Origin of the sequence: Paenibacillus pinisoli (assembly GCF_003605435.1) — a bacterium.
Lineage (GTDB): Bacteria > Bacillota > Bacilli > Paenibacillales > Paenibacillaceae > Pristimantibacillus > Pristimantibacillus pinisoli.
Genome location: NZ_QXQB01000005.1, coordinates 208,582 through 232,876, shown reverse-complemented (window position 1 = coordinate 232,876; position 24,295 = coordinate 208,582). Strand labels below are relative to the sequence as shown.

Here is a 24,295-nt window from a genome sequence, read left to right as displayed (position 1 = left end):
TAAAGCACAATTTTCCATATCTATGTTAATATGAATATCTGGAATTTTATTGACTCCAGTATTTCCTATTCATGGAGGGTACGAATTGGAATCAGCGACGATTACACAAGAAGTACAGAAAGAAAGACCCTGGATCCGGTTTTGGGCCAGACATTTTGATGTTTTGGTGCACAGCATGGTGATAGGTTTGATATGGCAATATGTGCATGAAGCAAGTTTTGAGTGGATATCCAGTTGGGTGACGATCTTGATGGTTTTCCTGTGGATGTTCATTGAATGGGGTTATATGGCAGCTTTCGGTACTACACCAGGCAAAAAATTGATGGGCATACAAGTACAAATGGCAGATGGCGGAGCTATCTCGAGAGATATCGCGTTCAAGAGAGCCAGCATCGTATGGCTGAAAGGGATGGGACTCGGGATAAGCCTGATCACAATTGTATGTAACATGATGGGCTATCATGATCTGAGAAATGCTAAGACGACAACTTGGGATCGAGATTTGAAACTGACTGTTATCCATAAAAAAGTCGGTTTTTTTCGTCTGCTGATAGGTCCCCTTATTGTTGTGGCTATTTATGTTATCGCAATTGTTGGGGAAATTGCTTATTAATCAGGAAGGATATGAACTTATGGAATCAATAGCGGTTATCTCTGATATTCATAGCAATCATTTGGCATTGGAGGCTGTATTGTCAGATATGGAGCGCAGAGGCATTAATCAAATTATTAATCTTGGAGATAGTCATGTTAGAAGAGGTCAGCGAGGCTGGCGTTCGGTATAAAAGCGCGGAGCAGTTATCGCTTGAGCTTGAAGATATTCCCCAAACCTATATTTTGTGCGGGCATAGCCACGTATACAGATCCATATATTTGCCTTGCGGAAAACATATTATTAATGCGGGAAGCGTCGGCTTGCCTGCCTATGATGATGAGTGGCCGCATCCGCATGTTATGGAGTCGCTTACACCACTTGCGGAATACGTAATTATGAATCGTATGCCAGACCAGCCGTTATGGCAAATCGAGCATGTATCGGTCTCTTATGACTGGGACGCTGCCAGTCAACTCGCGCTAAGCCATGGCAGGGAGGACTATGCATACTCCATCCGAACGGGAAGAGCATTAATGAAATGAGCGGTTCATATTGTATTCAACCTTAAACTAATAAAGGGATGTGTATTTCTGAATATGCAGCAATCAACGCAAAAGTACAAACCATTGCGCCTCTATGTCTCAGGGTTGGGAGGCTGGTTAATACTCATGCAAATTGTTCTCTATTATAATCTAATAGAGTTAATTGAAAGTATAATAAGATCAGTAAGCATGTTTGGAAATGAAGCATGGAGTTTTCTGGTAGAAAAAGGTTCTATCATGTATCATCCCATGTGGAAGCCAGCTATGTGGTTTTTCTTTGCAGTAAGTATTTTTGAAATTATTTTTTTGATATTCATCCTAGTCTTTTTTTATAGCAAGAGATCATTTTTACCTCGTTTGATGATCATCTTCTTTTTAGTTGGCTTGTTGAACGGTTTTATATTTCTAATCCTTGTAGCACAAATTCCGCTTGCACAAGAGGTACTGGGTAACGAAGCATGGTGGATAGTTGCCTCGATCGTTGAATGTTTGGTCGTTGTGCTTTATTTCAAAAGATCATATCGCGTTCAGAATACATTTATTTATTGACGATACAATAGATACATTATCTTAATAAATTCCTTTGATGTGACGATAAGTGATTATAGGGTATATTTGGGTGACGAAAAACAAACCTGGAAAGGGTTTGTTGAGAAAGCCGAAATAACTCACACTTATAACTGACAAAGGGACGTGTATCAATGGAATCGCAAACGCAGGCCACACCAAACACTCAGCCTTACCCGCAATTAATTTCAGGACTAGGGGGGTGGCTGGTACTTGTTCAGATTGGCCTCTATAGTACTATGTTTTTGTTAATGCTCAAACTGATAAGCATTTTAAGCATTTTTGGAGACGGATCATGGGAGCTCTTCACCGACAAAAGCTCGATTATATACCATGCCCTGTGGCAACCGCTTATCCTGTTTGAGCTTATTTACAATCTATTGTTATTTGCATTTTCTATTTTCATATTAGTATGTTTCTATAGCAAGAAAAAGATATTGCCGCGTCTGATGATCTTTTATTTTGTAGTCAGCGTATTGTTCGTCCTTATTGATTACATCCTCTTTATGCAAATTCCTATTGCGCGTGAACTGGATAGTTTCAATTACATCAAGGAAATCGTCAGAGGGATATTTACCTGCATGATCTGGATTCCTTATTTCATCAGATCAATTCGTGTAAAAAATACGTTTATCCATTAATGATTAGAGTGGTGGGAGAAGAAAACTTCTCTCACCTTTTTAATTGCTAAAAGTGAAATAAGAAAACCCGCGACTTATGCGGGTTTTGATTCACTGCTTTCCAGAGGCAAATAAATATGAATGGTACTGTCTTCTTGATCGAAGGCAGCCTTGGGTGCCCAATATTCAAAATCAAAGCAACGGCTGCTGCTAAGCTCTTGTTCGCTAATCCAATCATACGTATCACCGATGTCGGCTTCTGGGCCAAGATGCGTTACTTCTACGAATGTTCCGGCTGGAATCGTATATTTCGCAAATTGTTCTATTTCCTGATCGTATTCATTAACTTCTACTGCTACAATACTAGTAAATGGGATATCTGGCGTCCATTGTCCATCCGGATAGATTTGCACCAAATACATGCCCTCATTCGTCTGATTCGGAATGACAGGGCGGTTCGCTGATAGCTTTTCCCGCAACTGAACGACTATGCCTTCTTCCAGATCTTGATTCAGTGATACGACTACACGATAACCAACCAGCTTCGTTTCAGTCCGCTCCACCGTTTGTTGTTCCCGCATCATAGAGATTCAGCTCCTTCATGACCATTAATCGATTCTCAACAAAAGCATTGAAAAACTATTATACGTTACCTCTTTAGAAAAATCCATTTTGAGGAAACCCTTGCAGCGTTAAAGCATCTATTCCATAGAGAGGATGATTATGGTTGTATCCATTTGCTGAATTGGAAGGAAAGCGGGTGCGGCTTGTCCCATTAGAGGAAGAGCATATCGTACCTTTGTATAAGTGCTCAAGAGATCCTGAGATATGGGCTCATTTTCCCTATCGAATTGAGACTTTGGAGGAGATGCAGTCTTTCGTACAACAAGCGTTAGTGATGAGAGAGCGAAAAGAACAGTTCTCCTATGCGGTGTATGACATGGAACTAGGGGAGTTTGTTGGCTCTACTAGATTCTTGCGGATTGCGGAAAGCCATCAAAATTTTAATATAGGCACGACATGGTATTCATCAGCAGTGTGGAGAACGAGAGTGAATACGGAATGCAAGTTCCTGATGCTCCAGCATGCCTTCGAGACTCTTAAGGTTATACGAGTTGAAATCATAACATCGACAGATAATATCAAGTCTCAACGAGCCATTGAACGATTAGGCGCAACCAAAGAAGGCGTGCTTCGGAAGAAATACCACAATTTGGATTACATCATTTACAGTATTCTGTCGGAAGAATGGCCGCTGGTTCGTCGTAAGCTGGATCAGTATTTGGCTGAATAGAAAACGAGCAGGACAGGTTTAACCGGGTAGAAGCAATTGGCAGCGCAGCGATCGATCTTAGAATTACACTGATTGTTAATGGGGTTAAGGGAGTCCTTGCCTGGATTTTTGTTAGGGCGCTTGTCTAGATTTGAAATTATACGCTCTTGTGAAGGAAATGGATTAACTTTGGTATCGCAAGATTGACATGATTCCAATTAGTTTGCGGAAACTTTCCACTTTTGATAGTAAGGAGATTACGCAATGAATGAGGATAAGCTAGCAATTAAAGGCATTATTTTTGATATGGATAATACACTGCTTCGTTCCCGCATTGATTTTCAATCGATGAAGCGGGAGACGTACCGCTATCTGGTTGAGGCTCATTTCCTGCCGCCTGGCTGGAATCTAGACCAGCATACGACGTCAACGATCATAACCGAAGCGTTATCAACCCATATCATGAGCCCAGAGCGCATCCGCGAGATGTGGGATATTGCGAAAAAGCATGAAGTGGAGGGTATGAAAGGAGCGAGCCTTGAGGAAGGCGTCGTTCAGCTTTTGAATGAATTGCATCATCAATATAGATTGGTTATCATTACGAACAACGCTGTAGAAGCAGCTGAGACTGCGCTTCGTGAACATCATATTGGTGCATTATTCGATCTTATTATTGGCAGAGAGAGAATGGTCAGAATTAAGCCTTCCCCTAACGGTTTCTTGAACGTATTGGAGCATTTCAACGATACAACCGCAGAGGAATGGATTTCAGTAGGGGATGCGTGGATCGACGGGAAAGCTTCACAAGCAGCGGGAATTTCTTTCGTAGCTTATAATGGCGATCCTATCAAAATGCAACAACATGAAGTGGTTCCGATCGGCGAAATATCGGATATTCGGGAGCTTATACGGTTTTTATACTAATAGTTTTACTTCGCATATGAACTCATGGAATAAGGATCATCAGTAAGTTGGTCAAGAAGCAACTAGATACTATTGATGAAAATTGGAAGGAAGCCGATATAATGATTAAGGAAATAGAGATAGAGAAGAAGAAAGCGAAAGAGAAAGGCTAACGACGTCTCCATATATATGTGTGATGAAGGTTAGTGAGTGTGTTAGCCCACCCGTAAAGAACAGGTGGGTTTTTCGTACGAGGCATTAAGGGAATGAAGGAGATAGCGTATGAGCATAAGATGGAGAGACACAAGGTTTGATATGCATCATTTCCATACGTGGAGGACATTCACGCTAACTGTTATTATGCAATTGAGCTTGCTTCTATCCATATGGACTGCTTTTTTGATAGAGTCTAATTGGAAAGTATCTGTTATGTCATTAACTATTCTTATTTCGATTATTGCTTTGGTGTGGCAAGTGATAGAGACCAGGAAAACAAAGCCATTCAAAATGGCGAAAGATCAGCTTCAATATGGAGCTTTGATCATAACGTTGGACAATATTGATGAGATCGCCATAGCTGGGAATCTTATCACGATCAAGCTTGTTCATAAGATCCGCTCTTACTCTCTGCTTCGCCTGAGGCTGAAGCATAAGAATGAAGCGAAAGCATTATATGGGGCACTCCAATTGTTTTGCAGCGAGCATCTTGTAGAATTGAAGGTTGAGTCACATACGGTATCAAAGGAGGCTGTCTAAGCTCGAAATGACAGTAGGAATGAGGAGTGGTTCGAGAACCACTCCTCATTGTTATAGTACGCCCAGCATGGGCGTCATCTCTAGGGTGAAAGTCCCGAACGGGGGCTGGCGAACGCTTACCGTTAGCCAAGAGCAAGGGTGTCGGCCGCGAGGCGGAATCTGAAGGAAGCTGGAGGCAAATGCACGAGCCAAGGTTTGCGTTCTGGATTTGAGGCAGGGCTAGCCGGATGAGTCACCTATACATGACGAAATCCGAAGTCGACCAAAGGCTATCTTTGTAAACTCCAGTGGTTGCGGGCAGAAAGATGGCGTTCTTATCTGGGGAGGCCTGCGGGAGGAAAAAATGCGAAGTCACTTCGTAACCGCAACCGAGAGGTTGCGCTGAATCGCAAGGCTTGTCCAACAAAGAAATTAGCGAGCAGCTATACTTAAGCCTTGGTACTGTGCGCAATATGTTGACGGTTATATTGGATAAGCTGGAGCTGCGCGACCGTACACAGCTGGCAATCTACTATTGGCAGAGGAAATCGCGATGAGGAGAGGCAGTTGCTGATTGGAAAATCATACAGGGGAAAGAACGGGCAATCGGGATATAAAAAAAGCTTCCACACAACCGGAATCGGTGCGGGAAGCTTTTTTTGATGCTATTCAAGCATCAATGGCATGCCTGCTTGCATGGAGTTTTCCAAATCTAACGATACGATCTTGTCGGGATTTTTTTTGTAATACCCCTCGGTTGACGTTGTTAATATTTTGGCATGATACTCGCCTTTGGGAACCTTCTTGCCCTTGCTGTCTTTTTGATCCCACATGATGGTCGTTCTCATCGCGCCTTGCTTCCACTGAATCTCGCCTTTGAAAGGCTTTGTAGTAAGCGTGCGCAAAAGCTTGCCGTTGCTATCTGATATTTCAACGGTAAGAATGGTTGGTTCCGTCACAATGATGTTGTCGATAGTACTATGGTTGATAATGTTGACTGAAATGGGAGTAGGCTCGCCCCATTTATTCTGGTGATTGGTGCCATAGATAGCGGGATTGAGAGGAAAACCATAGAATCCGCCTGCGCCTGTGACAGTGGCTACATGGCCTTGGACGTATGACCAATCCGTTTTCTTCACCACTTCAACCTTAAGTGTGTACTTTTCAGGTGTCGCCATATAAGGGAAGTAGGTCTTGAAGTTGATGGCATCCCCTTGCTTAAGCTGAGAGATGGGCACATGGTATGGATCATACGGCTCGATAGCGCTGCTGACGCCTAATGTATTGCCCTTGCTGTCCAGTACGGATATGACAATATCCCGGTCTTTCGGTATCACTTTATCGATCTTAACCGTACCTTTAATTTCCGGCATATCATTATCCAGGGCAAAACGTACGTCTAGATTGCCTAGTCTGACGTAGCCATCCTTGTCTTTTAGTGACATATCGCGATCATCTTCATAGTAGATATTCACCTGTGCGCGGTCGCTGCTGGTCGGGGCCGTGTAGTAGACGGATGCGCCCAGCTCTTTGGAGAAGGAACGAAGCGGCACGTACAGGGAGCCTTTGTAATTCAAAATCGTGGTATCCTCAGAAGATAGCGCGTGTTGTTCACCACTTACATGAAAGTTAACGAATACGGGCGTTAGCTTCGCTCTGACCTCCTCCGATACGGCTGCAGCTGTGAAGACCAGAATCGCCATGCCGCAGATTAATCCCAATAGAAATTTTTTAATAATAGCCACTCTCCTTCAAGAATCAATATCTCCTGCATGTGGTATATACTTCCTAAAAATTGAAAAGTTGCGGGCGGAATCCAATATTATGGTTCAACATACTGGAATATGATGGTACAATAGGTAGCGGGACGTAAGACGGCCTATCCATGAAGTGCGCTTGCTCCTAATTAATCGGAGGAAACATTCGAATGATAAATAAATCATTGGCAGCAGAATCGCTTATCATCTCAATCCTCATCCTCTTGGTCGGTGTAATATGGCATATTGTGCAAAAATTAATTCAAGGCTACGCCGCTGCCAAAAAATATGTGCCTGATCTTGTGAATAACTATGAATCTGTCCATTATTTGCAACGAGAAGTTTCTTTTGGCTTCATACAGAGTTCGTTTGGCTTAAGAACCATATTGTTAATGGGTGCAGGGTTTATTGCGATTGCCTTGATCTATTATGCGGTAAGAATGCTGCTTAGCCGAATGTTATAGGGATTCCCGTAACCCGCCCATGGTGAATTGCCGCCGGCGGGTTATATTCATTAGCGAATACGATAGGGTGTGAAAGAATGATGAATTATAAAGCAGTGTTTCTTGATTTTTACGGAACGTTAGTCTATGAGGATGATGAGATATTGCCTGTCATTTATCGCCAGATTCAACGATCTGCTTCTATTCCTTGCAGTGAACGCGAGATTGGGGACTATTGGTGGCAGCGGTTCTCGGCAATCTTCACGAGCAGCCACAATGATACGTTTCAGACGCAAAGAGCCATCGGTATACAATCGCTCAGTCAGACTATCGAGCACTTTCAAGCTGCTGAAGATGCCGAAGAGTTGATACAAGTGCAATTCGATCACTGGAGGAGACCTGTATGTTATGCGGACACGCTGCCTTTCCTGGAGCAGCTTCAAGGGACGCCGGTATACATACTTTCCAACATTGATGCGGGCGATATTGCTGTAGCGATACAATATCATGGCATTCAAGCGGATGACGTGATAACCAGTGAAGACGTTCGTTCTTATAAGCCAAGACCGGAATTGTTTCTGGAGGCGCTGCGGCGTTTGAGTTTGCAGCCCCATGAGGTCATTCATATCGGTGATTCTATCGTAAGCGATGTAGGCGGTGCACAACAGCTAGGGATTAAGGCAATATGGCTCAATCGGTTGAACAAACAGCAGCCGGACGGCTGTAGGCCGGACTATACATGCACGAATTTGGAAGAGGTTTTATCTATGTTACGAGCGGCTATAGATGAAGGGAAGCGGCAGAAACATGAAGATTAGCGAAGTGCGTCTGCAAACCAGTCTATTAGAACAGCAATATCAGTTTTATCACCTGCGTCTTGGTATGGAGGTATTAGACTATACCAATAAAATTCTTCGATTGCGTTGCGGCGGTTCTGTGCTTGCCTTTGAAACTCATCATGAGGATGAGGCGCCGTACTACCACTTTGCCTTTAATATTTCACCTGGCAAATTGGATTCGGCTATTCGTTCGATTAAGGAGCTAGGCATTGCAATCAATCTGGTCGACGGCAAAGAGGTTGTACACTCCAACAGCTGGAATTCGGATTCTGTCTATTTCTACGATCCGGCAGGCAATATTGTAGAATATATAGCCCGTTATGATCTAAGCGGGAGAGCAGGGGATGAGTTCGACGCAAGCGATCTGCTAAGCATCAGTGAAATCGGCTTGCCGGTAACGAACGTTGCCGATACTGCCGAAGCATTAACTTCCTTGCTGCGTGAAAAAGTGTATTTGCATGCCGATCATCTGTTTGCGCCTATTGGGAATGAAGAGGGATTGTTTATTCTCTCTTCGACAGAACGGCAGTGGCTAGGTTCCAATAAACCGGTCAAAGTTTTTCCGCTTACGGTCGCGGTGGAAGGTAATATTCAAGATAGCTTTCAATTGAACGGTCTACCCTATCAAATCATAGTTCAGCAATAGCAGGATATGAAAGCAGAAGAACGATTACAGCTACATCAAGCGAAGGGAGTGAAGTCATGGAAGATGCTAAGAAGTTTGCGATAAAAAGGCCTATAGGCAAGTATGCTTTGATCCCTTATGGAATCTTAATGCTGGGTTTGGTAGCGATGCTGTTTAATCGAGTTAACTTTTCAAACTCACAGTTTATTGTTGTTTTATTGAGCTTTGCGGTTTCAGTACACGTGACTTGGTTTATTATTGCAGCCATACAATTCATCCGTTTCACTCCCCGTCATCTTCAGCTGCAGGATCATGTTATAGCTATATACAACATGGAAATTCGACCTGCCGAAATTGAGAAAATCATCGTACAAGGATATTTCAATCCGTCGATTGGCATTGTGCCTCGGGGCAAACGTTTTGTGCCAGCCTCTCAGTGTTTTGCGTTTCGGGAGCATGATGCCAGCATTAAAGCATTACATGAATGGGCTGAGCTAAATCAGGTTGAGGTGAAGGCTGGCCGATATCAGACCTGGATATAGACTGGAGAGTTACTATGGTTTACTATTATTGGAGTCTGGTCATGCCATCCTTGATATTCTCAGTAAGGAGATGAATGGTGGCTGCAGTTGCATCAAGACACGGAGAGCTATCGGGAGTCATACCGGAGAGTGGATTTTTTTATCCGCCCAGACGGCGAGCAGTTTTGGTTAATGCATCAAGGGAAATATTATGCTTTTCATACTACTCATGAATTATCGGAATTTCTGCAGCCTTTGATGAAGGTGCAGACTATTCAATAACGCTGCCAGGCAATGATAAATAAAAAGGGGAAGATTGAAATGGAAAAATCAATTTTTGTTCTTTGGCCTTTACTCTTTGTTTTAGTATACATAGGTGGAATAGTACTGCTTGTTATAGCGCTGATTATGTTCATTCGATTGGCGAAACGAGGAATTGTCGCGCTTGATATCTACATTAATGAGAAGAGAGGCGGAAGACAAGGATGAATATAGCACTTATCGTGATTGACATGCAAGAGGTTTATCTCAAGCAAGTTGACAGCAGCCGGATCGAAAGCGCCTGCGAATATATTAATCATGTTGCCGGAATGCTGCGCTCCAGCAACCAGTTGGTCGTTCATGTACAGGATGTGGATGGCATGGATGAGTCGAATCAGCATCAATACGCTACGATTCCGGGGATTCATATGGATCCGGCCGATCGCGTGGTTACCAAGTTGCATTCCAATTCCTTCTGGCAGACCGAGCTCGAACAGCTGCTTCGGGAGCATCAAATAGACTTCGTGGTTATATCCGGATTTGCAATGGAGCATTGCGTACTGTTCACCTACAATGGCGCTCTTGAGAGAGGATTCACGGCTGCGCTGCTTCAGCGCGGCGTATTGGGCGAGCATGCCGATTCCATCACTGCTGCTTATCGCGACCGGCATGTGGTGTCCTATCCGGTTATACAGCTAATGCTGCAGTCTTCATAATTACAGTCGCGTCTTAAGAACCAGCATTGGGATTGGAGGCGACGGATATGAGAGGGCTGTTATGGCGCAAGCTGTTTTATCAAGGAGCAAAACCGGAGTTCAGCGAAGCAGAAATAAAGAGATACCGCCATATCTATGAACAAGCTTTATTGCAGCAAAGCCTCGAGCTTGATACAGAAATTCAAGTTGATCATTTTCTGCAGTATTTGTCTCAATACCACCAAGTCTTGTTCCACGGCTCCAATGCAACGGATATACAGGAATTCATTCCGCGTCCTCAGACGCTCTATACAGGTCAAATGACAGAAGCTGTGTTCGCAACTTCTGACGGCATTTGGCCTGTCTTTTATGCTATATTTAACCGCATTAAGCTTCATGGCAATTTCCGAAACGGCTGTATTGAATGCAATAATCATCGTTACTACTTCTTCTCACTGAGTGAAGAAACCTGTCAAAATGATCCTTGGTGCGAAGGCGCAGTATATGTCCTGCCGCGCGTTTCCTTCAAGAAGCAGGGCAAAGGCTTTCTTGTATTTGATGAATGGACCAGTTCAAAGCCCGTTCAACCGTTGTTTCATATTCGTGTAAAGCCATCTGACTTCGCTTATCTGCACCAGGTTTCCGCACACCGTTCAGCAGAATCCATCTTGAAAACCTGGTTCATGTATAAATCCAGAATCAAAAAAGGGAGCTCGTATACACCATGATTAGCAAACATAACGCTGACCATTATATCTGGGGCGATCGATGCGACGGCTGGCGCCTAGTCAATACTAAGGACCAAAGCATTATTCATGAGAAGATGCCTGCAGGAACAAGCGAGGCACGACATATGCATGAGAAAGCGAAGCAGTTTTTCTTTGTATTGTCCGGACAGATGGCAATTGAAGTAGACGGCAATGTGCATATTCTGAATGCGCAAGAAGGAATAGAAGTACTTCCTTTCACGCCGCATCAAGTACTCAATCAAAGCGGTCAGGCCATCGAATTTCTTGTCATCTCGCAGCCTAATACAATAGGCGACAGGATTAATCTCGACTAGAAACTAGGGCGGCATTGCAAAGGAGAACTCTAATGGAGACTGTCATCTATTTGGTTCGACATGCAGAATCCATCTATGCTGAGGGCAATGAGCGAAACAGAGGACTAACTGAAGAAGGCGAGAAGCATGCATTTTTAGTAAGAGGATTATTGGAAAGTGAGCACGTGGAAGCCTTCTTCTCCAGTCCCTATGAAAGAGCCATAGCGACGGTTCGGCCTGCAGCAGAGCAGCAAGGCCAGCAGATTACACTCTATGAGGATTTGAGAGAGCGGGCTATGGGGCGTTTTGAGCCGGCAGCCTTCCTGGATGCCAAAAAAAGGATATACGCTGAGAAAAACTTTGCTTATCCCGGAGGGGAAGCAAGCTGGGATGCTCAGGCGCGCGCTGTAAGCGTGGTGGAGCAGTTGCTGTCGACATACAATGGTAAAAAGCTTGCGATCGGAACACACGGCGATATTATGACGCTGATCATGCAGCACTATGATTCCCAATATGAATATACGTTTTGGGCGTCGTTATCGATGCCAGATATATATCGGCTTACTTTTGCCGAAAAGCAATTAACGCAAGCTGCGAGACTATGGGCGGTTAATTAGGGAGGTTGGTTGGAATGACGGATCAATGGATAATTGCACCTTACGATCCAGAATGGAAGCAGTTATTCCTTCAGACTGGCTCGCACCTAAGACAAGCCTTGCAGAAGAAAGCGATTCGGATTGATCATATCGGCTCAACATCTGTGGAAGGACTGGATGCAAAGCCAATAATCGATATTCAAATCTCGGTGGCGGATTACAGGGATCTGGAGCATTACCAACGTGACATTGAGTCGGCAGGGTTGCTGCTCCGTGCTGATAATCCCGATCGTACCAAACGATACTTCCGCGAGCTGCCGGGCAATCGGAGGACACATGTGCATGTGCGGCAATCTGGCAGTTATTCGGAGCAGGTATCCCTTCTGTTTCGCGACTACTTGCGTGTGCACCCAATCGATTGCAGACGGTATGCTGAGGAGAAGCACCGGCTTTTCGAGCAATATTATGATGAGCGTACCCGGTATGTCGAAGGCAAAGGGCCTATCGTTTGGGATATTTTAAAAAAGGCACACGTATGGTCCCAGCAATCCGGCTGGCAGCCAGGCCCGTCTGATCTCTAGGGGAAGCGACAGCTTTGCGCTGAAAGGAGATGGCTGTGATTGGATCAAAACAAAGTGGCCAAAAGCTTGAAAAGATCCCTATTCTCATCAGTAGGGATGATCATCATAGCATGTTATTTTCTGTGGTTCAATATTTACAATGATCATCCTGCAATCTTGAGTTTTGCTCTCATCATAGGCATCACCGTGTTACTATTCGTGATTATTATGATTAGCCTGGATCTTATCTATCAAGATAAGCAGACATGCAGAGGTATAATGACCGAGAAGCGCCAAAACAAAATTGTTGTTACTAATGCAGCTGGAGACCCCTCTATGTTCCGGCTTCCGAATGAACAATTTGACCATATCGAAGTGGACGTTCATATTGAGCTGTGCTATTACAAGCGGACTAAAGCTGTAACCTCGATCATAGCTGTACCCGTCATATTGGAGGAAGACTACAGTATTTAACCGAACAAAAGGAAGTGAATGCTATGTCTGATCTTGCCATGAGCTATCGGCTCGCTCATGAAATGGATATACCGCTATTGGCGGGTATGAACTTGCAATTGATTCAGGATGAAGGAAGCGCCAATTCTATGAATCTGGAGCAACTGTCTGAGCGGATGGCTGGCTTCCTGAAGAGTGAATGGCAGGCAGTGATCCTGCTTAGCGAAGAGGAAACCATCGGCTATGCGTTGTATCAAGAACGCCAGCAGCCTTTTCAGCCGGAAAGAGTCGAAATATATATTCGTCAGTATTTTATCGTTCGGAATTATCGTCAGAAGGGGATGGGGCGTCGGGGCATGTCTCTGCTGAAAGAAGAGTTATTCCCCAAAAGAAGCAGCCTCACCATTGATGTACTCCATCATAACGAAGTTGGCCATGCATTCTGGTCATCTCTTGGCTTCAGGCCTTATTCCATCCAAATGAAAATAGAAGCCGATTAACCTTCGGCTATAACTATAGTTCGAATTCCAATGTCTTCACTCCTAATTGGGAACATACCCCTTCTTCCTAAGTAAGCGGATGATAGGCCGCTTTCTGCATACGCTGCGCCAGTTAAACTGCTTCCACTAATCGTTCTAGCCACACTATACAAGCCTACCAAGCAACATCTGCTGTTCAATCTGAATGCTGAGCAGTCAGCCCGTTTCTATAAATTTTTTTTACTTTTTGTTGAAACTTCTTACAAATTCGTAACGTTCTAATAAACTAGACACTAGATAAACACAAAAGGGGCTGATGCCTATGAATAATAAGAAAGCAGTGCTGGCCGTACTCGCGCTTATACTGATTCTGGCTGCAGGATTCTATGCTTATGAGTCGACAACGACGGTTCGTACAGTTCCGGATGACATTAAGCTTGAGGCAACCGTCATGGCCAACACCAATCCCAATATGGATTACGACTATATGCTCGAGATTTCGCTCACCCAGGATAACGACAGTGCGCATCTTATGTATCCAATTATTTCTGGAATCAATCGTTTGTCGTATGATGCCAAGGATGAGGAACTAGGTTATTTTTTGCCTACGAACATTGCACTGGTCGACAAGGATGAACCGAGGATGATGGACGCTCTTACCACCCATAATCTCTTGTATTGGGAGAAAGACACCTTCTATGGAATCTGGGCGCCTGTCCAGAAGGGGACCTATAAGCTTCGCGCATACTTTAACTCGGATCAAAAGATAGAACAGTGGGAAGATGCAAAGCTTCTGTATGTACATAGTGAAGAAGGCTGGGTCGGCAACGATATGAGCTGGTCAAAGCTAATTGATGTAAGGGTTCACTTATAATATTACAGCTAGAGAATAGGAGTCAGTCTTATGGATTTGATACGTTATCCGATCGGCAAGTTTCACCCGCAAGAGCTGTCAACATACGACCGGATGCAGCTAATCGCTGATCTGCCTGAGATTGCTAAGACATTGCGCCGAGTGGCAGCTTCGTTGACCGAAGAGCAACTGGAGCACAGCTATCGGTCGGATGGATGGACCATTCGTCAAATCATTCATCATATGGCCGATAACGATATGAATGCTTATTTGCGATTCAAACGAGCACTAACGGAGGAAGCGCCGGAGGCGAACTCGTACCGTGAAGACTTGTGGGCAGGGCTAATCGACTACAAGAACATACCTGTGGCTCATGCCATCGCGCTATTGGAGCTGATTCACGAACGCCTCTTTAAGATCATGACTCATATGCAGGAGAGCGACTTCAAGCGAACCCTGATTACTCAGGCGCTGGGAAGTATAACTCTAGATATAGCACTGCAGCGAATCATATGGCATAACCAGCACCACCTCGCCCAGATTCATGCAGCAATCACCCGGAAAGACGAAAAATAACGATTCCCATATTAAGTAAACAATTGTATGATAATAGAAATCTATTCTTGGGAGGTTTCTATGACACTACTTCTGGCTAAGCAAATCTATGACACGGCGCACCTGAACGGTACATTCACCTTGCGGTCTGGACAAGTTTCGAGCGAATACTTCGACAAATATTTGTTCGAGGCAGATCCTGACGTGCTGCGTATGATCGCCAAGCAATTGGAGCCGCTTATTCCAAGCGGCATCGAAGTGCTTGCGGGATTGGAGATGGGGGGAATTCCTGTTGTAACCGCCTTGTCGCTTCAATCGGGTGTGCCTGCTGCATTTGTGCGGAAGAAGGCAAAGGAATACGGAACCTGCAAGCTTGCCGAAGGAGCGAATATAGCAGGCAAGCGTGTTTGTGTGGTCGAGGATGTAATCACAACTGGCGGACAAGTTATCATCAGCACTCAGGAGCTGCGCGAAGCCGGCGCAATTGTAGAGGATGTGATATGCGTCATTGAACGCAACCCCGATGGCAGACGCAAGCTGGAAGAGATTGGTGTCCGGGTTCATGCCTTGTTCACGATGGAGCAATTATTGAACGCCCGCAGGGAGGGATAGCGATTGGATACAGAAGTTATTCGCGAATTGCTTATACACAAATTTAGGGAAATTGAACGGCGAATGCTGCTTGCGATCCATCAACTGAATGATGAAGAGCTGAATTGGCGACCTAATGATTCCAGCAACAGTATTGCGAACCTTATCGTACATATCAGAGGGAATATTGACGAACGAATCGTGTCAGGCATCCAAGGCCATGTCATAACCCGCGACAGAGATGCTGAGTTCGAACCGATATATCTATCCAAGGAGGAATTGACCAAGCTGACGGAAGAGTCGTTCCTTATCGCAACCAGTACGGTGGCGCAGTTGAACGAAAAGCATTGGCAGCAGACTCAGCTTGTAAGAGGTAAAGAAAGATCCCACCTTGATATGCTCTTCCAGTGCGCAGCACACTTCTCCGAGCATATGGGCCAAATTCTCTATATCGCCAAGCTTCTAAAAGACGATGCATACATAGCAACCTCGATTCCGCGACGAAAGGCTGACAAAGCATGAGGCTATCAGCAGTCGTACTTGACCTGGACGGCACATTGCTGCAGTCCAACAAACAAATTAGCGATCGTAACGCTAGGGCAGTGAGCCAGTGCTATTCACAAGGATTAAAAGTGATATTCGCAACGGCCCGACCACCGCGTACGGTTAAACAGTTTTTGCCGGACGAGCTGTTACAGATAGGCTCCTTTGTCTATTACAACGGAGCTTACATCGACTGTGTTCACACAGGGCTGAAGATTCATCATCCGATTCCAGCGCCGTTAACTGCGGTCATTCTGGATGCCTGTTTGAATGATAATCCGGATATTGAAATTAGCGTTGAGGTGCAGGATGAATGGATGAGCTTGAAGCCGATTGACGCAGCTTTACGAGCAGGCGTAAAGCAAGGCCCTTCGGTTACTTCACTGGAGCAGCTGCGTATGCAAGCCGCGACAAAGGTATTAATATCTGGTCCGATTCATATTGACCGGTCGTTGGGGGCTTATTCATCACAGCTTCGTATTCTGGAGACAGACGGAGGAGAGCTGATTCAAATCTCTTCGCGGGAAGCATCGAAGGAGCTGGGAGTTGCTGCTATATGCGGGGCATATGGCATTCCGCTGGAGGAAGTGGCAGCGTTCGGTGATGATTTTAATGATATGGGCTTGTTCGAGAACTGCGGCTGGCCTGTCGCTATGGGCAATGCGGTGCCTGAGCTAAAGCAAATGGCCAAGGAGATAACAGAGACCAACGAGAAAGATGGAGTAGCCATCGTATTGGAGAGATTGTTGAAGGAAGCAAATCATCTCGCCCAGAATCGTTGATTTGTATCAAAAAAAGTCGAACTATCGATATAGGATCCCGGAAAATGGAATGGTATAATGGAAATCAATAACAAAACCTTGTACTTATTCATACTAAATTGATACCAAAGCCCCACTCATGGTCAAGTCCGAGGGTGGGGCTTGCTAGCAACTATGCATCCGAAGGAGGAGCATCATCTCGACTCAAAGGTTGAACATCATTTTTGCTGAGAGGAAGTACGACATGATTGTTTATCATTACGATGCATTCACTCATATTCCAAACCAAGGGAATCCGGCAGGTGTTGTTTTTGAGGCAGATCACTTAGATGAAGCCGTCATGCTGGAGATTGCAGCGAAAGTCGGCTTTAACGAGACCGTATTTGTCCAATCCTCTTCCGAGGCTACGGTTCGGCTCAGGTATTTTACGCCCGGCCACGAGATCAATTTATGCGGACATGCCACAATGGCGGCCATCTACGGCCTGCGCACAAGAGGGTATCTGGGCATGTTATCTGAAATTACTATAGAGACAAGAGCAGGTATATTGCCTGTTACGATTGCGGTGGATGCGAATGAGCTGTTGACGATCCGTATGCAGCAAAGCTCACCGGAATTTGTGCCTTTCGAAGGGGATAAAGAGCGGTTAATGAATGCCGTCGGCCTCACTATGGGAGAGCTGGATGAAAGATATCCGATTATGTATGGAAGTACAGGAACATGGACGCTCCTGATTCCCATTCGGGAACTATCCGCGTTTGCCGACATGCGCCCTGATTCCTCCCAGTTTCCTGTGCTATTGACGGAGATGCCGCGGGCATCCATTCATCCATTCGGCTTCGAGACAGCTTCTCCAGAAGCGATGATGCATGCAAGACATTTCTCTTCTCCCTATTCGGGTACAATTGAAGATGCTGTAACGGGAACGGCTTCGGGCGTTATGGGCGCCTACTATTTAACTTATGTCCATCCGGAGCTTAATCAGCTATCTTGCCAGATTGAACAAGGCCATGAGGTGCAGCGGGACGGAAGAGTGCAGGTGGATGTGCAGCGTACGGATACAGGCATGAATGTCTTTGTCTCAGGCAATGCCGTATTTGTGAAAGAATTATCAATCGTCTTATAATAGAAATTCGGATGCGAGGAGAAAACGGTATGACACAAACAATCGTCAGATTTATACAAGAGGATGAGCGAGATGCTCTGCTCGCCCTCTACGCCCAGTTGAATGAGCATGACCCTGCCTTGGAGGACAGCGAAGAGCTGCGGCTTCATTGGAAAGCCATGATACAAGACGAATCGCTGAAAATGATCGCAGTCGAGCAAGATGGCGTGCTTGCCGCTTCGTGCGTATTGCATATCCTGAAAAATTTGACACGGGGAGCAAAACCTTACGCCTTAATTGAGAATGTTGTTACCCATAAAGAGTATAGAAGAAGGGGGCTGGGCCGACTGGCGCTCAACAAAGCCAAGGAAATAGCGGAACAGAGCGGCTGTTACAAAATAATGCTGCTTACTAGCCGTACGGACATTGCCGTCCATCAGTTCTATCAGACGGCTGGATACCGGGGCGATGTGAAGACAGGCTATGTCTTGAAGCTGTAAATATTTTGGGGGGAGTCATGTAATGGCGCATATAGAGAAGGGGGATTTATTCATGGCAGGCCCGATTATGAGCCGCGTTGATACCATCTTTATTCATGTTCGAAACTTGAACGATTCGATTCAATGGTATTCAAGGCTGCTTGGCATAGAGGTTCCGCAGAAGGATTATGTCGGGCCTATCTATACTTTTCCTATGGGAGAGGGACGGCCGGGTATTACACTTGACAATCATTGCTTCGATCAAGATTATCAATTTACGCCATCCTCTCATCCGTTATTTAATCTTAGCACCCATGATATTAATGCCTCCTTTCTGCATGTGAAGGAGTTAGGGGCTAAGATTACGAGCCCGATTCAGGTCTATCCGGATTTGTCGGAATTTTCTTTCATAGATCCGGATGGCAATCCTATTATGGTTTGCAGCTGTATGACTGAGTAAACAGATACATGTCTTGAAACAGCAAGATAGCATTCTTGGCATTCGCTTGCCTGAATATGATGGAAAGTGACGACGATGTCATGCAAGTATTCCAATCTATGGGGAGTGAATGTCATTGAAAAAGATTCTGCATCGCATCATGATAGGGCTGTTAGGGTTGGTTTTAATTCTCGGCACCTTTACGTTTCAAACGCCTGAGTCAAAAGCGGCAGCGGTAATCCAGGTTGATACCGTCTCGGGGATTCAGGCTGCCTTACAGCAAGCGGTACCAGGCGATGTCATACTAGTGGCACCAGGTACATATGAGCTGACAACAGCTTCTGCGATAGGTATACGGCCAGCTTATTATTACTCCGGGGCAAGCGGAACCGCTGCTGCGCCTATTACGCTTCAAAGCGCCAATCCAGCCAATCCGGCCGTTCTGAAAGGCGGCTCCATATCCTCACCGGGATATACGCTCTATCTAACCGGCGACCATTGGAACATCAACAATATTATGATTACTCACGGCCAGAAGGGAATCGTGCTCGACAATGCCAATTACGTACATTTGAACGGTGTCACGGTGCGGCATGTGGGGCAGGAAGGCATTCATGTTCGCGACGGAAGCTCTTATGCCATTATCGAGAATTGCGTTGTCGACGAGACCGGGGCGACTGGCAATGCGACGGACAAAGGCTTTGCTGAAGGCATCTATATCGGCTCGGATCGCTCGGTGTGGGATGTGAATGAAGGCATGCCGGGCAGCAGCGTCGGTCCGGGTCAAGGCTATAATCGAGCTGTGCTTCATACGATTGTGCGCAACAATGTGATAGGGCCGGCTGTAGCTGCCGAACCGCTAGATATTAAGGAAGGAACTTCGCATACTCTAATCGAGGATAATCTTTTTCTTGGCGCGGGCATTGCCGGAGCGGGCTTCAATTTTGCCGACAGCTTCATCGATGTGAAGGGCGTCCATGTGACCATTCGTAATAATATCGGTTACCGACAGAACAACACAGGCATAACTGCCGATATTGCGGAAGTGAATCGCACAAGCAGCAGTCCGTGGTGTCCCGCGAACGAGACTTCAAATCAAAGCTTAGGGGATACAAGCGACGGCAACACGTATACGAATAATCAATTTTTTGCGGGACATCCGCCTGTCTCTTGGGACCGTCAAGCGCCTACAGTACCCGGCGGCTTAAGCGCGGCTGCCTCTTCAAGCAGTGCGATTACGCTCGCTTGGAGCGCATCTTCCGACAATGTAGGTGTAATTGGGTACCGCATCTATCGGAATGGCTTGCAATTTGCAACTACAAATACGACATCCTTTACCGATACGGGGTTAAGCTCATCCACGTCATATACCTATACAGTTAGGGCCTATGATGCATTCAACAATGTGTCCGCCAGCAGCGCTGCGGCCAGTGCGACAACATTGTCGTCGGGCGGGGGCGGAGGAAGCTCTTCGCTTAAGATTCAATATGAGGACGGAGATGGCGTGGTCGGCAATAACGCGATTAAGCCCTTTCTCAAAATTGTGAATACCGGTACAGCGGCGATACCGCTCAGCGAACTAACGGTTCGCTATTATTACAAGCGGGAAGCTGCTGTAGCTCAAAACCTGACCATCGACTATGCCGTCATCGGCAAGACTAACATAACGGGCAGCTTCTATATAATGGGGTCTCCGACCTCTACGGCTGATGCTTATCTGGAGCTTGGATTTCTGTCCGGCGCAGGCAGCATTGCGGCATCGGGTGATACGGGTGTCATCAAAGCCAGAATCAACAACAGCAACTGGTCGAATTTCAACGAAGCCAATGATTACTCTTATGCGCCGTCCTTAACATCATTCGCCGATCATGACAAAATTACTTTGTATCACAACGGCGTTCTGGTATGGGGCATTGAGCCTTAACGATTAGAAGCGAATCGAATAGTCGAAGGTGTCCGCTAATGACCGCATAGTGCTTGACACCTTTCGGCTTTTTTAGCTACAATCATTTCCAATCATTGGGTTCACTTGGAAGCAAAGGAGAAGTGATATGAAGCCAATCAAGCGATCGAAGGCAAGAATAATGGCGGGCACGATGTATTATCGGTTCAGAAGACATCTTGCATGGCGGTTCAGCGGCAGGATCTATACGAGAACGATAAGCACGTCAAAGCTTCCTTATCGCATCAGCTCACATCAGACGCCATTGCTTCGACGATTAAGAGATGTGGAGATGTCCTTGCAGCAAAATAAAATAATTAATCTGAAAATAGCTTTGCAACAGTTGAATGGAGTTATCCTACAGCCAGGAGAGACATTGTCTTATTGGAAGCTGATCGGAAAGCCGACCAAAAGAAAAGGGTATGTAGAGGGTATGGTCTTGTTTTATGGCAGTTTCAAGAAGGGGATAGGCGGGGGATTATGCCAATTGTCGAATCTGCTATATTGGATTACGCTTCACACGCCTCTTACTGTCGTCGAGAGACATCGCCACAGCTATGACGTGTTCCCGGATTCGAACCGAACACAGCCGTTCGGCAGCGGCGCGACTTGCGCATACAATTATTTGGATCTGCAAATCTATAATGCTACTGAAACGCCCTATCAGTTGACGCTTTATTTGACAGATGAGCAGCTTGTTGGGGAATGGCGATGTACGGAGCCGCCTATCTATCAATATGAAGTGTATGAACGCGAGCACCGGATGGCGCAAGAATATTGGGGCGGGTATACCAGATGCAATCAAATTTATCGGCGTGTCCTAAATACGGACCGTGAATGCATCGCAGACGAGTTGGTAACGGAAAACAAAGCGTTGATGATGTACGAGCCGCTTCTTGAAGCGGGTGACGTGAAATGTAATAGCAGCTAATCAAGTAATGGATGGGAGTGGGAGCATGAAGCTTCAACTAATTTCCGAGGCTGAATACGCCGTGTCAGAGCTTCAGATGGACAACTTGATGAGCCATCATTATTGTGTATTCGATATTGAGGCGACCGGACCGGATCCTGAGAAGGATCATATTACTCAAATCGGTGCGGTACGTTTCTCAATCGGCAGACATAACAATCTAGAATCCGCTGCTTCTTATATGTCTTATGTACAGTCGCCAGTGCCGATTTCCCCTTTCATCGAACAGTTGACCGGCGTGACGAATCAACATATAGCGAATGCGCCTGGATGGGATAAAGTGTATAAAGAGTTCCTTGATTTTGCCGAGGGCACGGTTCTCGTAACGCAAGCCGGCTATGAATATGACTGGCCGCTTATACAAGCGGAATGCTATCGCCGCTCGATAGCTGGGCTAAGCATGCCTATTTTGGATACGAAAGTACTCTATCAATATGTATATCCTGAGGAAAAAGAGGTTATTTCTACCAATCTGCTGTTGAAGCGAGTTGGAGTAGATGATAGCGGGCTCGCCAGACATGATGCTCTTGATGACAGCCGTTTAATTGCCAAAATTTTCGTACGGTTAATGGAGCAGTATCGCGAGCGTTCCATTGATAGTTTGAAGATAATCAATCCGATGACGGTCAAACGGTTCCAATTGCCTGAGACCTAATAGAAAGTCGATTCCGATAAGGAGTGGGGATACCATGGATGCTAACTATAGCAGGACGATTATGATCAGCGATATTCATGGTTGCATCGAGCCTTTTGAGCGATTATTAGAGAAAGTGAAATATGTGCCGGAGCAGGATCGGCTTATTCTGCTTGGCGACTACGTAGACAAGGGACCACAGAGCCGCGAGGCAGTCGATGCCGTCATGCGACTTGTGCAGCAGCATGGAGCCATTGCGCTAAGAGGAAACCACGATCAGCGGCTCGTCGATTTTGTTCGCGGGGACGACCCTGACGTCCTTCGCAAATTTGCCGAGCATGGAGGCCCCCCTACCTTGCATAGCTATGTCGGCAGCTTTGAGGTATCCGAGCGCAGCCGAGCAGAGGCAAGGAGAAGAATAGAAGCGGAGTATGCAAGCCATCTTGACTTTTTGGCAGGCTTGCCGTTATATGCGGAAGATGACCGCCATATCTATGTTCATGCCGGACTGCGGCCGGGCTTGTTTGACTGGACGCTGCAGTCCGAGCATGATTTTATGTATATTAAGGATGAATTTTATCTCCATCCAACAACAGTAGACAAAACTGTCATCTTCGGACATACCATTGCGACCAAGCTTCATGGTCATCCAAATGTGTGGTTCGGCGGAGATAAGATCGGCATCGACGGAGGCTGCTCGATTGGCCTTCAGCTTAATGCTCTTCTTTATGAGGATGGCATATACGATACAGCCGCAGTTGCGAATATGACACAAAGGAGTGAAACATGATGGTGCAAATACGGTCAATTGCGGTCGAAGAAGCCTCTTTATTGTGGGACCTTCGGCTGGAGGCGCTTCGCACGAGTCCAGAGGCATTCGGCAGCTCTTATGAGGAGGCGCTCGAGACGCCTCCAGAAGCTGTGCGGGCAAAGATTGAAGAGACAGCCAATCAATTTGTGTTAGGCGCTTATGCAGACGGGCAAGTTATCGGGATGGCAGGATTCCTGAGAGAGACTGCACGCAAGACAAGACATAAGGGGTTTATATGGGGAGTCTACGTCAAGGCCGGCTATCGCAAGCATGGAGCTGGCAGAGCGCTTATCGGGGGGATCCTTGAGCGTGCTCGCCAGATGGACGGATTGGAGCAAATTCAATTGACGGTAGTCACCATGAATACGGGGGCGCGGAACTTGTACGAATCGCTTGGTTTTCGGAACTACGGCTTGGAACGAAATGCCCTTATCGTGAACGGAGTCCGGTACGACGAAGAATGGATGGCTTATGACCTATAGTAACAGAGAACAAGCGGGTCCGGCCAAATTGATCTGGATTAACGGCGCATTCGGAGCTGGCAAGACGCAAGCATCGCACGAGATGCACAGAAGACTTCCTGGCTCGTATTTATATGATCCGGAGAACATGGGCTATTTTCTGCGGAAGCAAATGCCTGCTTCGATTGCCCGCGGGGATTTCCAAGACTATCCGGCATGGCGAGAATGCAATTATGCCGTCTTAAAGATGCTGCATGAAGAGTACGAAGGGCCTGTAATTATACCCATGACAGTTGTAGATACCTGCTACTTTGAGGATATCGTAGGACGGTTGAGGTCAGAAGGCATTGAGGTTATACATGTAGCTTTATGTGCGTCAAAGGAAGTTCTGCTGGAACGGCTAGGGAAAAGAAGAGAGGGGCCGAACTCATGGGCTGCGCAGCAAATTGGCCGCTGCATTCAAGGATTGCAGCATGAGAGTTTCCGCCATCAGATCGATACAGATTTTATGAGCATTGAAGAGGTTGTAGAAGAAATTGCTCATATTGCCGGCGTTCAGCTTCTGCCCGACCGCCGAAGCAAGCTGCAGAAGTGGAAGGATAGATGGTCCACACAGCTCAGGCACATGAGATGGTTTTGATTAGT

General features: G+C 45.9%; 35 protein-coding genes and 1 pseudogene. 34 read left to right on the top strand and 2 right to left on the bottom strand.

The features are described 5' to 3' along the window. The first annotated feature begins 85 nt into the window (after positions 1-85). The 4 genes from D3P09_RS22045 to D3P09_RS22030 all read left to right on the top strand — a co-directional run bounded on the left by D3P09_RS22045 (position 86) and on the right by D3P09_RS22030 (position 2,345). Positions 86-613, top strand: coding sequence for an RDD family protein (locus D3P09_RS22045; protein WP_165867542.1), 528 nt, complete (start codon positions 86-88; stop codon positions 611-613). 134 nt (positions 614-747) lie between these two features. Beyond that, positions 748-1,137: a hypothetical protein gene (locus D3P09_RS22040; protein WP_207892539.1), complete on the top strand. Its 390-nt coding sequence runs from the start codon at positions 748-750 to the stop codon at positions 1,135-1,137. 54 nt (positions 1,138-1,191) lie between these two features. After that, entirely contained in the window at positions 1,192-1,686 is a 495-nt protein-coding gene (locus D3P09_RS22035; protein WP_120113579.1) for a DUF2569 family protein, read from the top strand. Positions 1,687-1,838: 152 nt separating this feature from the next. Beyond that, complete coding sequence (locus D3P09_RS22030; RefSeq protein ID WP_120113578.1) at positions 1,839-2,345, top strand: DUF2569 domain-containing protein; 507 nt, start codon at positions 1,839-1,841, stop codon at positions 2,343-2,345. A gap of 74 nt (positions 2,346-2,419) precedes the next feature. Here the strand turns inward: D3P09_RS22030 and D3P09_RS22025 are convergent, their stop codons facing one another. Further along, complete coding sequence (locus tag D3P09_RS22025; protein WP_120113577.1) at positions 2,420-2,908, bottom strand: GyrI-like domain-containing protein; 489 nt, start codon at positions 2,906-2,908, stop codon at positions 2,420-2,422. Positions 2,909-3,084: 176 nt separating this feature from the next. Here D3P09_RS22025 and D3P09_RS22020 point away from each other — a divergent pair, with 176 nt between their 5' ends. The 4 genes and pseudogenes from D3P09_RS22020 to D3P09_RS22005 form a co-directional block, all read left to right on the top strand. Continuing rightward, positions 3,085-3,618 carry a GNAT family N-acetyltransferase gene (locus D3P09_RS22020; protein WP_243644407.1) on the top strand — a complete coding sequence of 178 codons (534 nt, stop codon included), beginning with the start codon at positions 3,085-3,087 and terminating at the stop codon, positions 3,616-3,618. Positions 3,619-3,861: 243 nt separating this feature from the next. After that, positions 3,862-4,521, top strand: a complete 660-nt coding sequence (locus D3P09_RS22015; RefSeq protein ID WP_120113575.1) for an HAD family hydrolase — start codon at positions 3,862-3,864, stop codon at positions 4,519-4,521. Between the two features lie 261 nt (positions 4,522-4,782). Continuing rightward, entirely contained in the window at positions 4,783-5,256 is a 474-nt protein-coding gene (locus D3P09_RS22010; protein WP_120113574.1) for a hypothetical protein, read from the top strand. A gap of 389 nt (positions 5,257-5,645) precedes the next feature. Beyond that, positions 5,646-5,792, top strand: a pseudogene (locus tag D3P09_RS22005) (response regulator transcription factor); the annotation flags it as partial. A 108-nt stretch (positions 5,793-5,900) separates the two neighbouring features. Here the strand turns inward: D3P09_RS22005 and D3P09_RS22000 are convergent. Then, on the bottom strand, positions 5,901-6,980 hold the full coding sequence (locus D3P09_RS22000) for a T9SS type B sorting domain-containing protein (protein ID WP_120113573.1): 1,080 nt from the start codon (positions 6,978-6,980) through the stop codon (positions 5,901-5,903). A gap of 182 nt (positions 6,981-7,162) precedes the next feature. Between D3P09_RS22000 and D3P09_RS21995 the strand changes: the two genes are divergently transcribed. From D3P09_RS21995 to D3P09_RS21870, 26 genes are all read left to right on the top strand, one after another. Then, a complete protein-coding gene (locus D3P09_RS21995) occupies positions 7,163-7,456 on the top strand; it encodes a hypothetical protein (RefSeq protein ID WP_120113572.1) in 294 nt (97 codons plus the stop codon). A gap of 77 nt (positions 7,457-7,533) precedes the next feature. Continuing rightward, positions 7,534-8,253, top strand: coding sequence for an HAD family hydrolase (locus D3P09_RS21990; protein WP_243644389.1), 720 nt, complete (start codon positions 7,534-7,536; stop codon positions 8,251-8,253). Further along, the gene (locus D3P09_RS21985) at positions 8,243-8,920 is read left to right on the top strand and encodes a VOC family protein (RefSeq protein WP_133305043.1); all 678 of its coding nucleotides are present in this window, start codon (positions 8,243-8,245) and stop codon (positions 8,918-8,920) included. Before D3P09_RS21990 ends, D3P09_RS21985 begins: the two co-directional genes overlap by 11 nt. A gap of 56 nt (positions 8,921-8,976) precedes the next feature. Then, positions 8,977-9,441, top strand: a complete 465-nt coding sequence (locus D3P09_RS21980; protein WP_120113570.1) for a hypothetical protein — start codon at positions 8,977-8,979, stop codon at positions 9,439-9,441. 300 nt (positions 9,442-9,741) lie between these two features. Further along, a complete protein-coding gene (locus D3P09_RS27820) occupies positions 9,742-9,909 on the top strand; it encodes a hypothetical protein (protein WP_165867541.1) in 168 nt (55 codons plus the stop codon). Beyond that, positions 9,906-10,397, top strand: coding sequence for a cysteine hydrolase family protein (locus D3P09_RS21970; protein WP_120113568.1), 492 nt, complete (start codon positions 9,906-9,908; stop codon positions 10,395-10,397). Before D3P09_RS27820 ends, D3P09_RS21970 begins: the two co-directional genes overlap by 4 nt. 47 nt (positions 10,398-10,444) lie before the next feature. Continuing rightward, on the top strand, positions 10,445-11,104 hold the full coding sequence (locus D3P09_RS21965; protein ID WP_120113567.1) for a hypothetical protein: 660 nt from the start codon (positions 10,445-10,447) through the stop codon (positions 11,102-11,104). After that, the gene (locus D3P09_RS21960; protein WP_120113566.1) at positions 11,101-11,439 is read left to right on the top strand and encodes a cupin domain-containing protein; all 339 of its coding nucleotides are present in this window, start codon (positions 11,101-11,103) and stop codon (positions 11,437-11,439) included. The genes D3P09_RS21965 and D3P09_RS21960 overlap by 4 nt, the downstream gene beginning before the upstream one ends. A gap of 32 nt (positions 11,440-11,471) precedes the next feature. Then, on the top strand, positions 11,472-12,035 hold the full coding sequence (locus D3P09_RS21955) for a histidine phosphatase family protein (RefSeq protein ID WP_120113565.1): 564 nt from the start codon (positions 11,472-11,474) through the stop codon (positions 12,033-12,035). Positions 12,036-12,049: 14 nt separating this feature from the next. After that, positions 12,050-12,595, top strand: a complete 546-nt coding sequence (locus tag D3P09_RS21950) for a GrpB family protein (protein WP_120113564.1) — start codon at positions 12,050-12,052, stop codon at positions 12,593-12,595. A gap of 315 nt (positions 12,596-12,910) precedes the next feature. Beyond that, entirely contained in the window at positions 12,911-13,048 is a 138-nt protein-coding gene (locus D3P09_RS27815; RefSeq protein WP_165867540.1) for a hypothetical protein, read from the top strand. 23 nt (positions 13,049-13,071) lie between these two features. Next, positions 13,072-13,527, top strand: a complete 456-nt coding sequence (locus D3P09_RS21940; protein WP_120113562.1) for a GNAT family N-acetyltransferase — start codon at positions 13,072-13,074, stop codon at positions 13,525-13,527. 301 nt (positions 13,528-13,828) lie between these two features. Further along, entirely contained in the window at positions 13,829-14,380 is a 552-nt protein-coding gene (locus D3P09_RS21935) for a hypothetical protein (protein WP_120113561.1), read from the top strand. A 30-nt stretch (positions 14,381-14,410) separates the two neighbouring features. Beyond that, entirely contained in the window at positions 14,411-14,935 is a 525-nt protein-coding gene (locus D3P09_RS21930; protein WP_120113560.1) for a YfiT family bacillithiol transferase, read from the top strand. Between the two features lie 39 nt (positions 14,936-14,974). After that, the gene (pyrE, locus tag D3P09_RS21925) at positions 14,975-15,526 is read left to right on the top strand and encodes an orotate phosphoribosyltransferase (protein WP_424452503.1); all 552 of its coding nucleotides are present in this window, start codon (positions 14,975-14,977) and stop codon (positions 15,524-15,526) included. 3 nt (positions 15,527-15,529) lie between these two features. Next, the gene (locus D3P09_RS21920) at positions 15,530-16,027 is read left to right on the top strand and encodes a DUF1572 family protein (protein WP_120113558.1); all 498 of its coding nucleotides are present in this window, start codon (positions 15,530-15,532) and stop codon (positions 16,025-16,027) included. Then, on the top strand, positions 16,024-16,830 hold the full coding sequence (locus D3P09_RS21915; RefSeq protein WP_120113557.1) for an HAD family hydrolase: 807 nt from the start codon (positions 16,024-16,026) through the stop codon (positions 16,828-16,830). The genes D3P09_RS21920 and D3P09_RS21915 overlap by 4 nt, the downstream gene beginning before the upstream one ends. Before the next feature lie 223 nt (positions 16,831-17,053). Beyond that, complete coding sequence (locus D3P09_RS21910) at positions 17,054-17,935, top strand: PhzF family phenazine biosynthesis protein (protein ID WP_120113556.1); 882 nt, start codon at positions 17,054-17,056, stop codon at positions 17,933-17,935. A gap of 29 nt (positions 17,936-17,964) precedes the next feature. After that, positions 17,965-18,414 (top strand): GNAT family N-acetyltransferase, encoded by a 450-nt coding sequence (locus D3P09_RS21905; RefSeq protein ID WP_120113555.1) that lies wholly within the window; start codon positions 17,965-17,967, stop codon positions 18,412-18,414. Between the two features lie 52 nt (positions 18,415-18,466). After that, the gene (locus D3P09_RS21900; protein WP_120113742.1) at positions 18,467-18,853 is read left to right on the top strand and encodes a VOC family protein; all 387 of its coding nucleotides are present in this window, start codon (positions 18,467-18,469) and stop codon (positions 18,851-18,853) included. A 115-nt stretch (positions 18,854-18,968) separates the two neighbouring features. Next, positions 18,969-20,756: a cellulose binding domain-containing protein gene (locus tag D3P09_RS21895; protein ID WP_165867539.1), complete on the top strand. Its 1,788-nt coding sequence runs from the start codon at positions 18,969-18,971 to the stop codon at positions 20,754-20,756. 127 nt (positions 20,757-20,883) lie between these two features. Beyond that, on the top strand, positions 20,884-21,705 hold the full coding sequence (locus D3P09_RS21890) for a VanW family protein (protein WP_120113553.1): 822 nt from the start codon (positions 20,884-20,886) through the stop codon (positions 21,703-21,705). Positions 21,706-21,730: 25 nt separating this feature from the next. Continuing rightward, complete coding sequence (locus D3P09_RS21885; RefSeq protein WP_165867538.1) at positions 21,731-22,399, top strand: 3'-5' exonuclease; 669 nt, start codon at positions 21,731-21,733, stop codon at positions 22,397-22,399. Between the two features lie 34 nt (positions 22,400-22,433). Further along, positions 22,434-23,168, top strand: coding sequence for a metallophosphoesterase family protein (locus D3P09_RS21880; RefSeq protein WP_120113551.1), 735 nt, complete (start codon positions 22,434-22,436; stop codon positions 23,166-23,168). Then, entirely contained in the window at positions 23,165-23,671 is a 507-nt protein-coding gene (locus D3P09_RS21875; protein WP_120113550.1) for a GNAT family N-acetyltransferase, read from the top strand. The genes D3P09_RS21880 and D3P09_RS21875 overlap by 4 nt, the downstream gene beginning before the upstream one ends. Further along, entirely contained in the window at positions 23,661-24,290 is a 630-nt protein-coding gene (locus D3P09_RS21870; protein ID WP_120113549.1) for an AAA family ATPase, read from the top strand. The genes D3P09_RS21875 and D3P09_RS21870 overlap by 11 nt, the downstream gene beginning before the upstream one ends. The last annotated feature ends 5 nt before the right edge of the window (positions 24,291-24,295 follow it).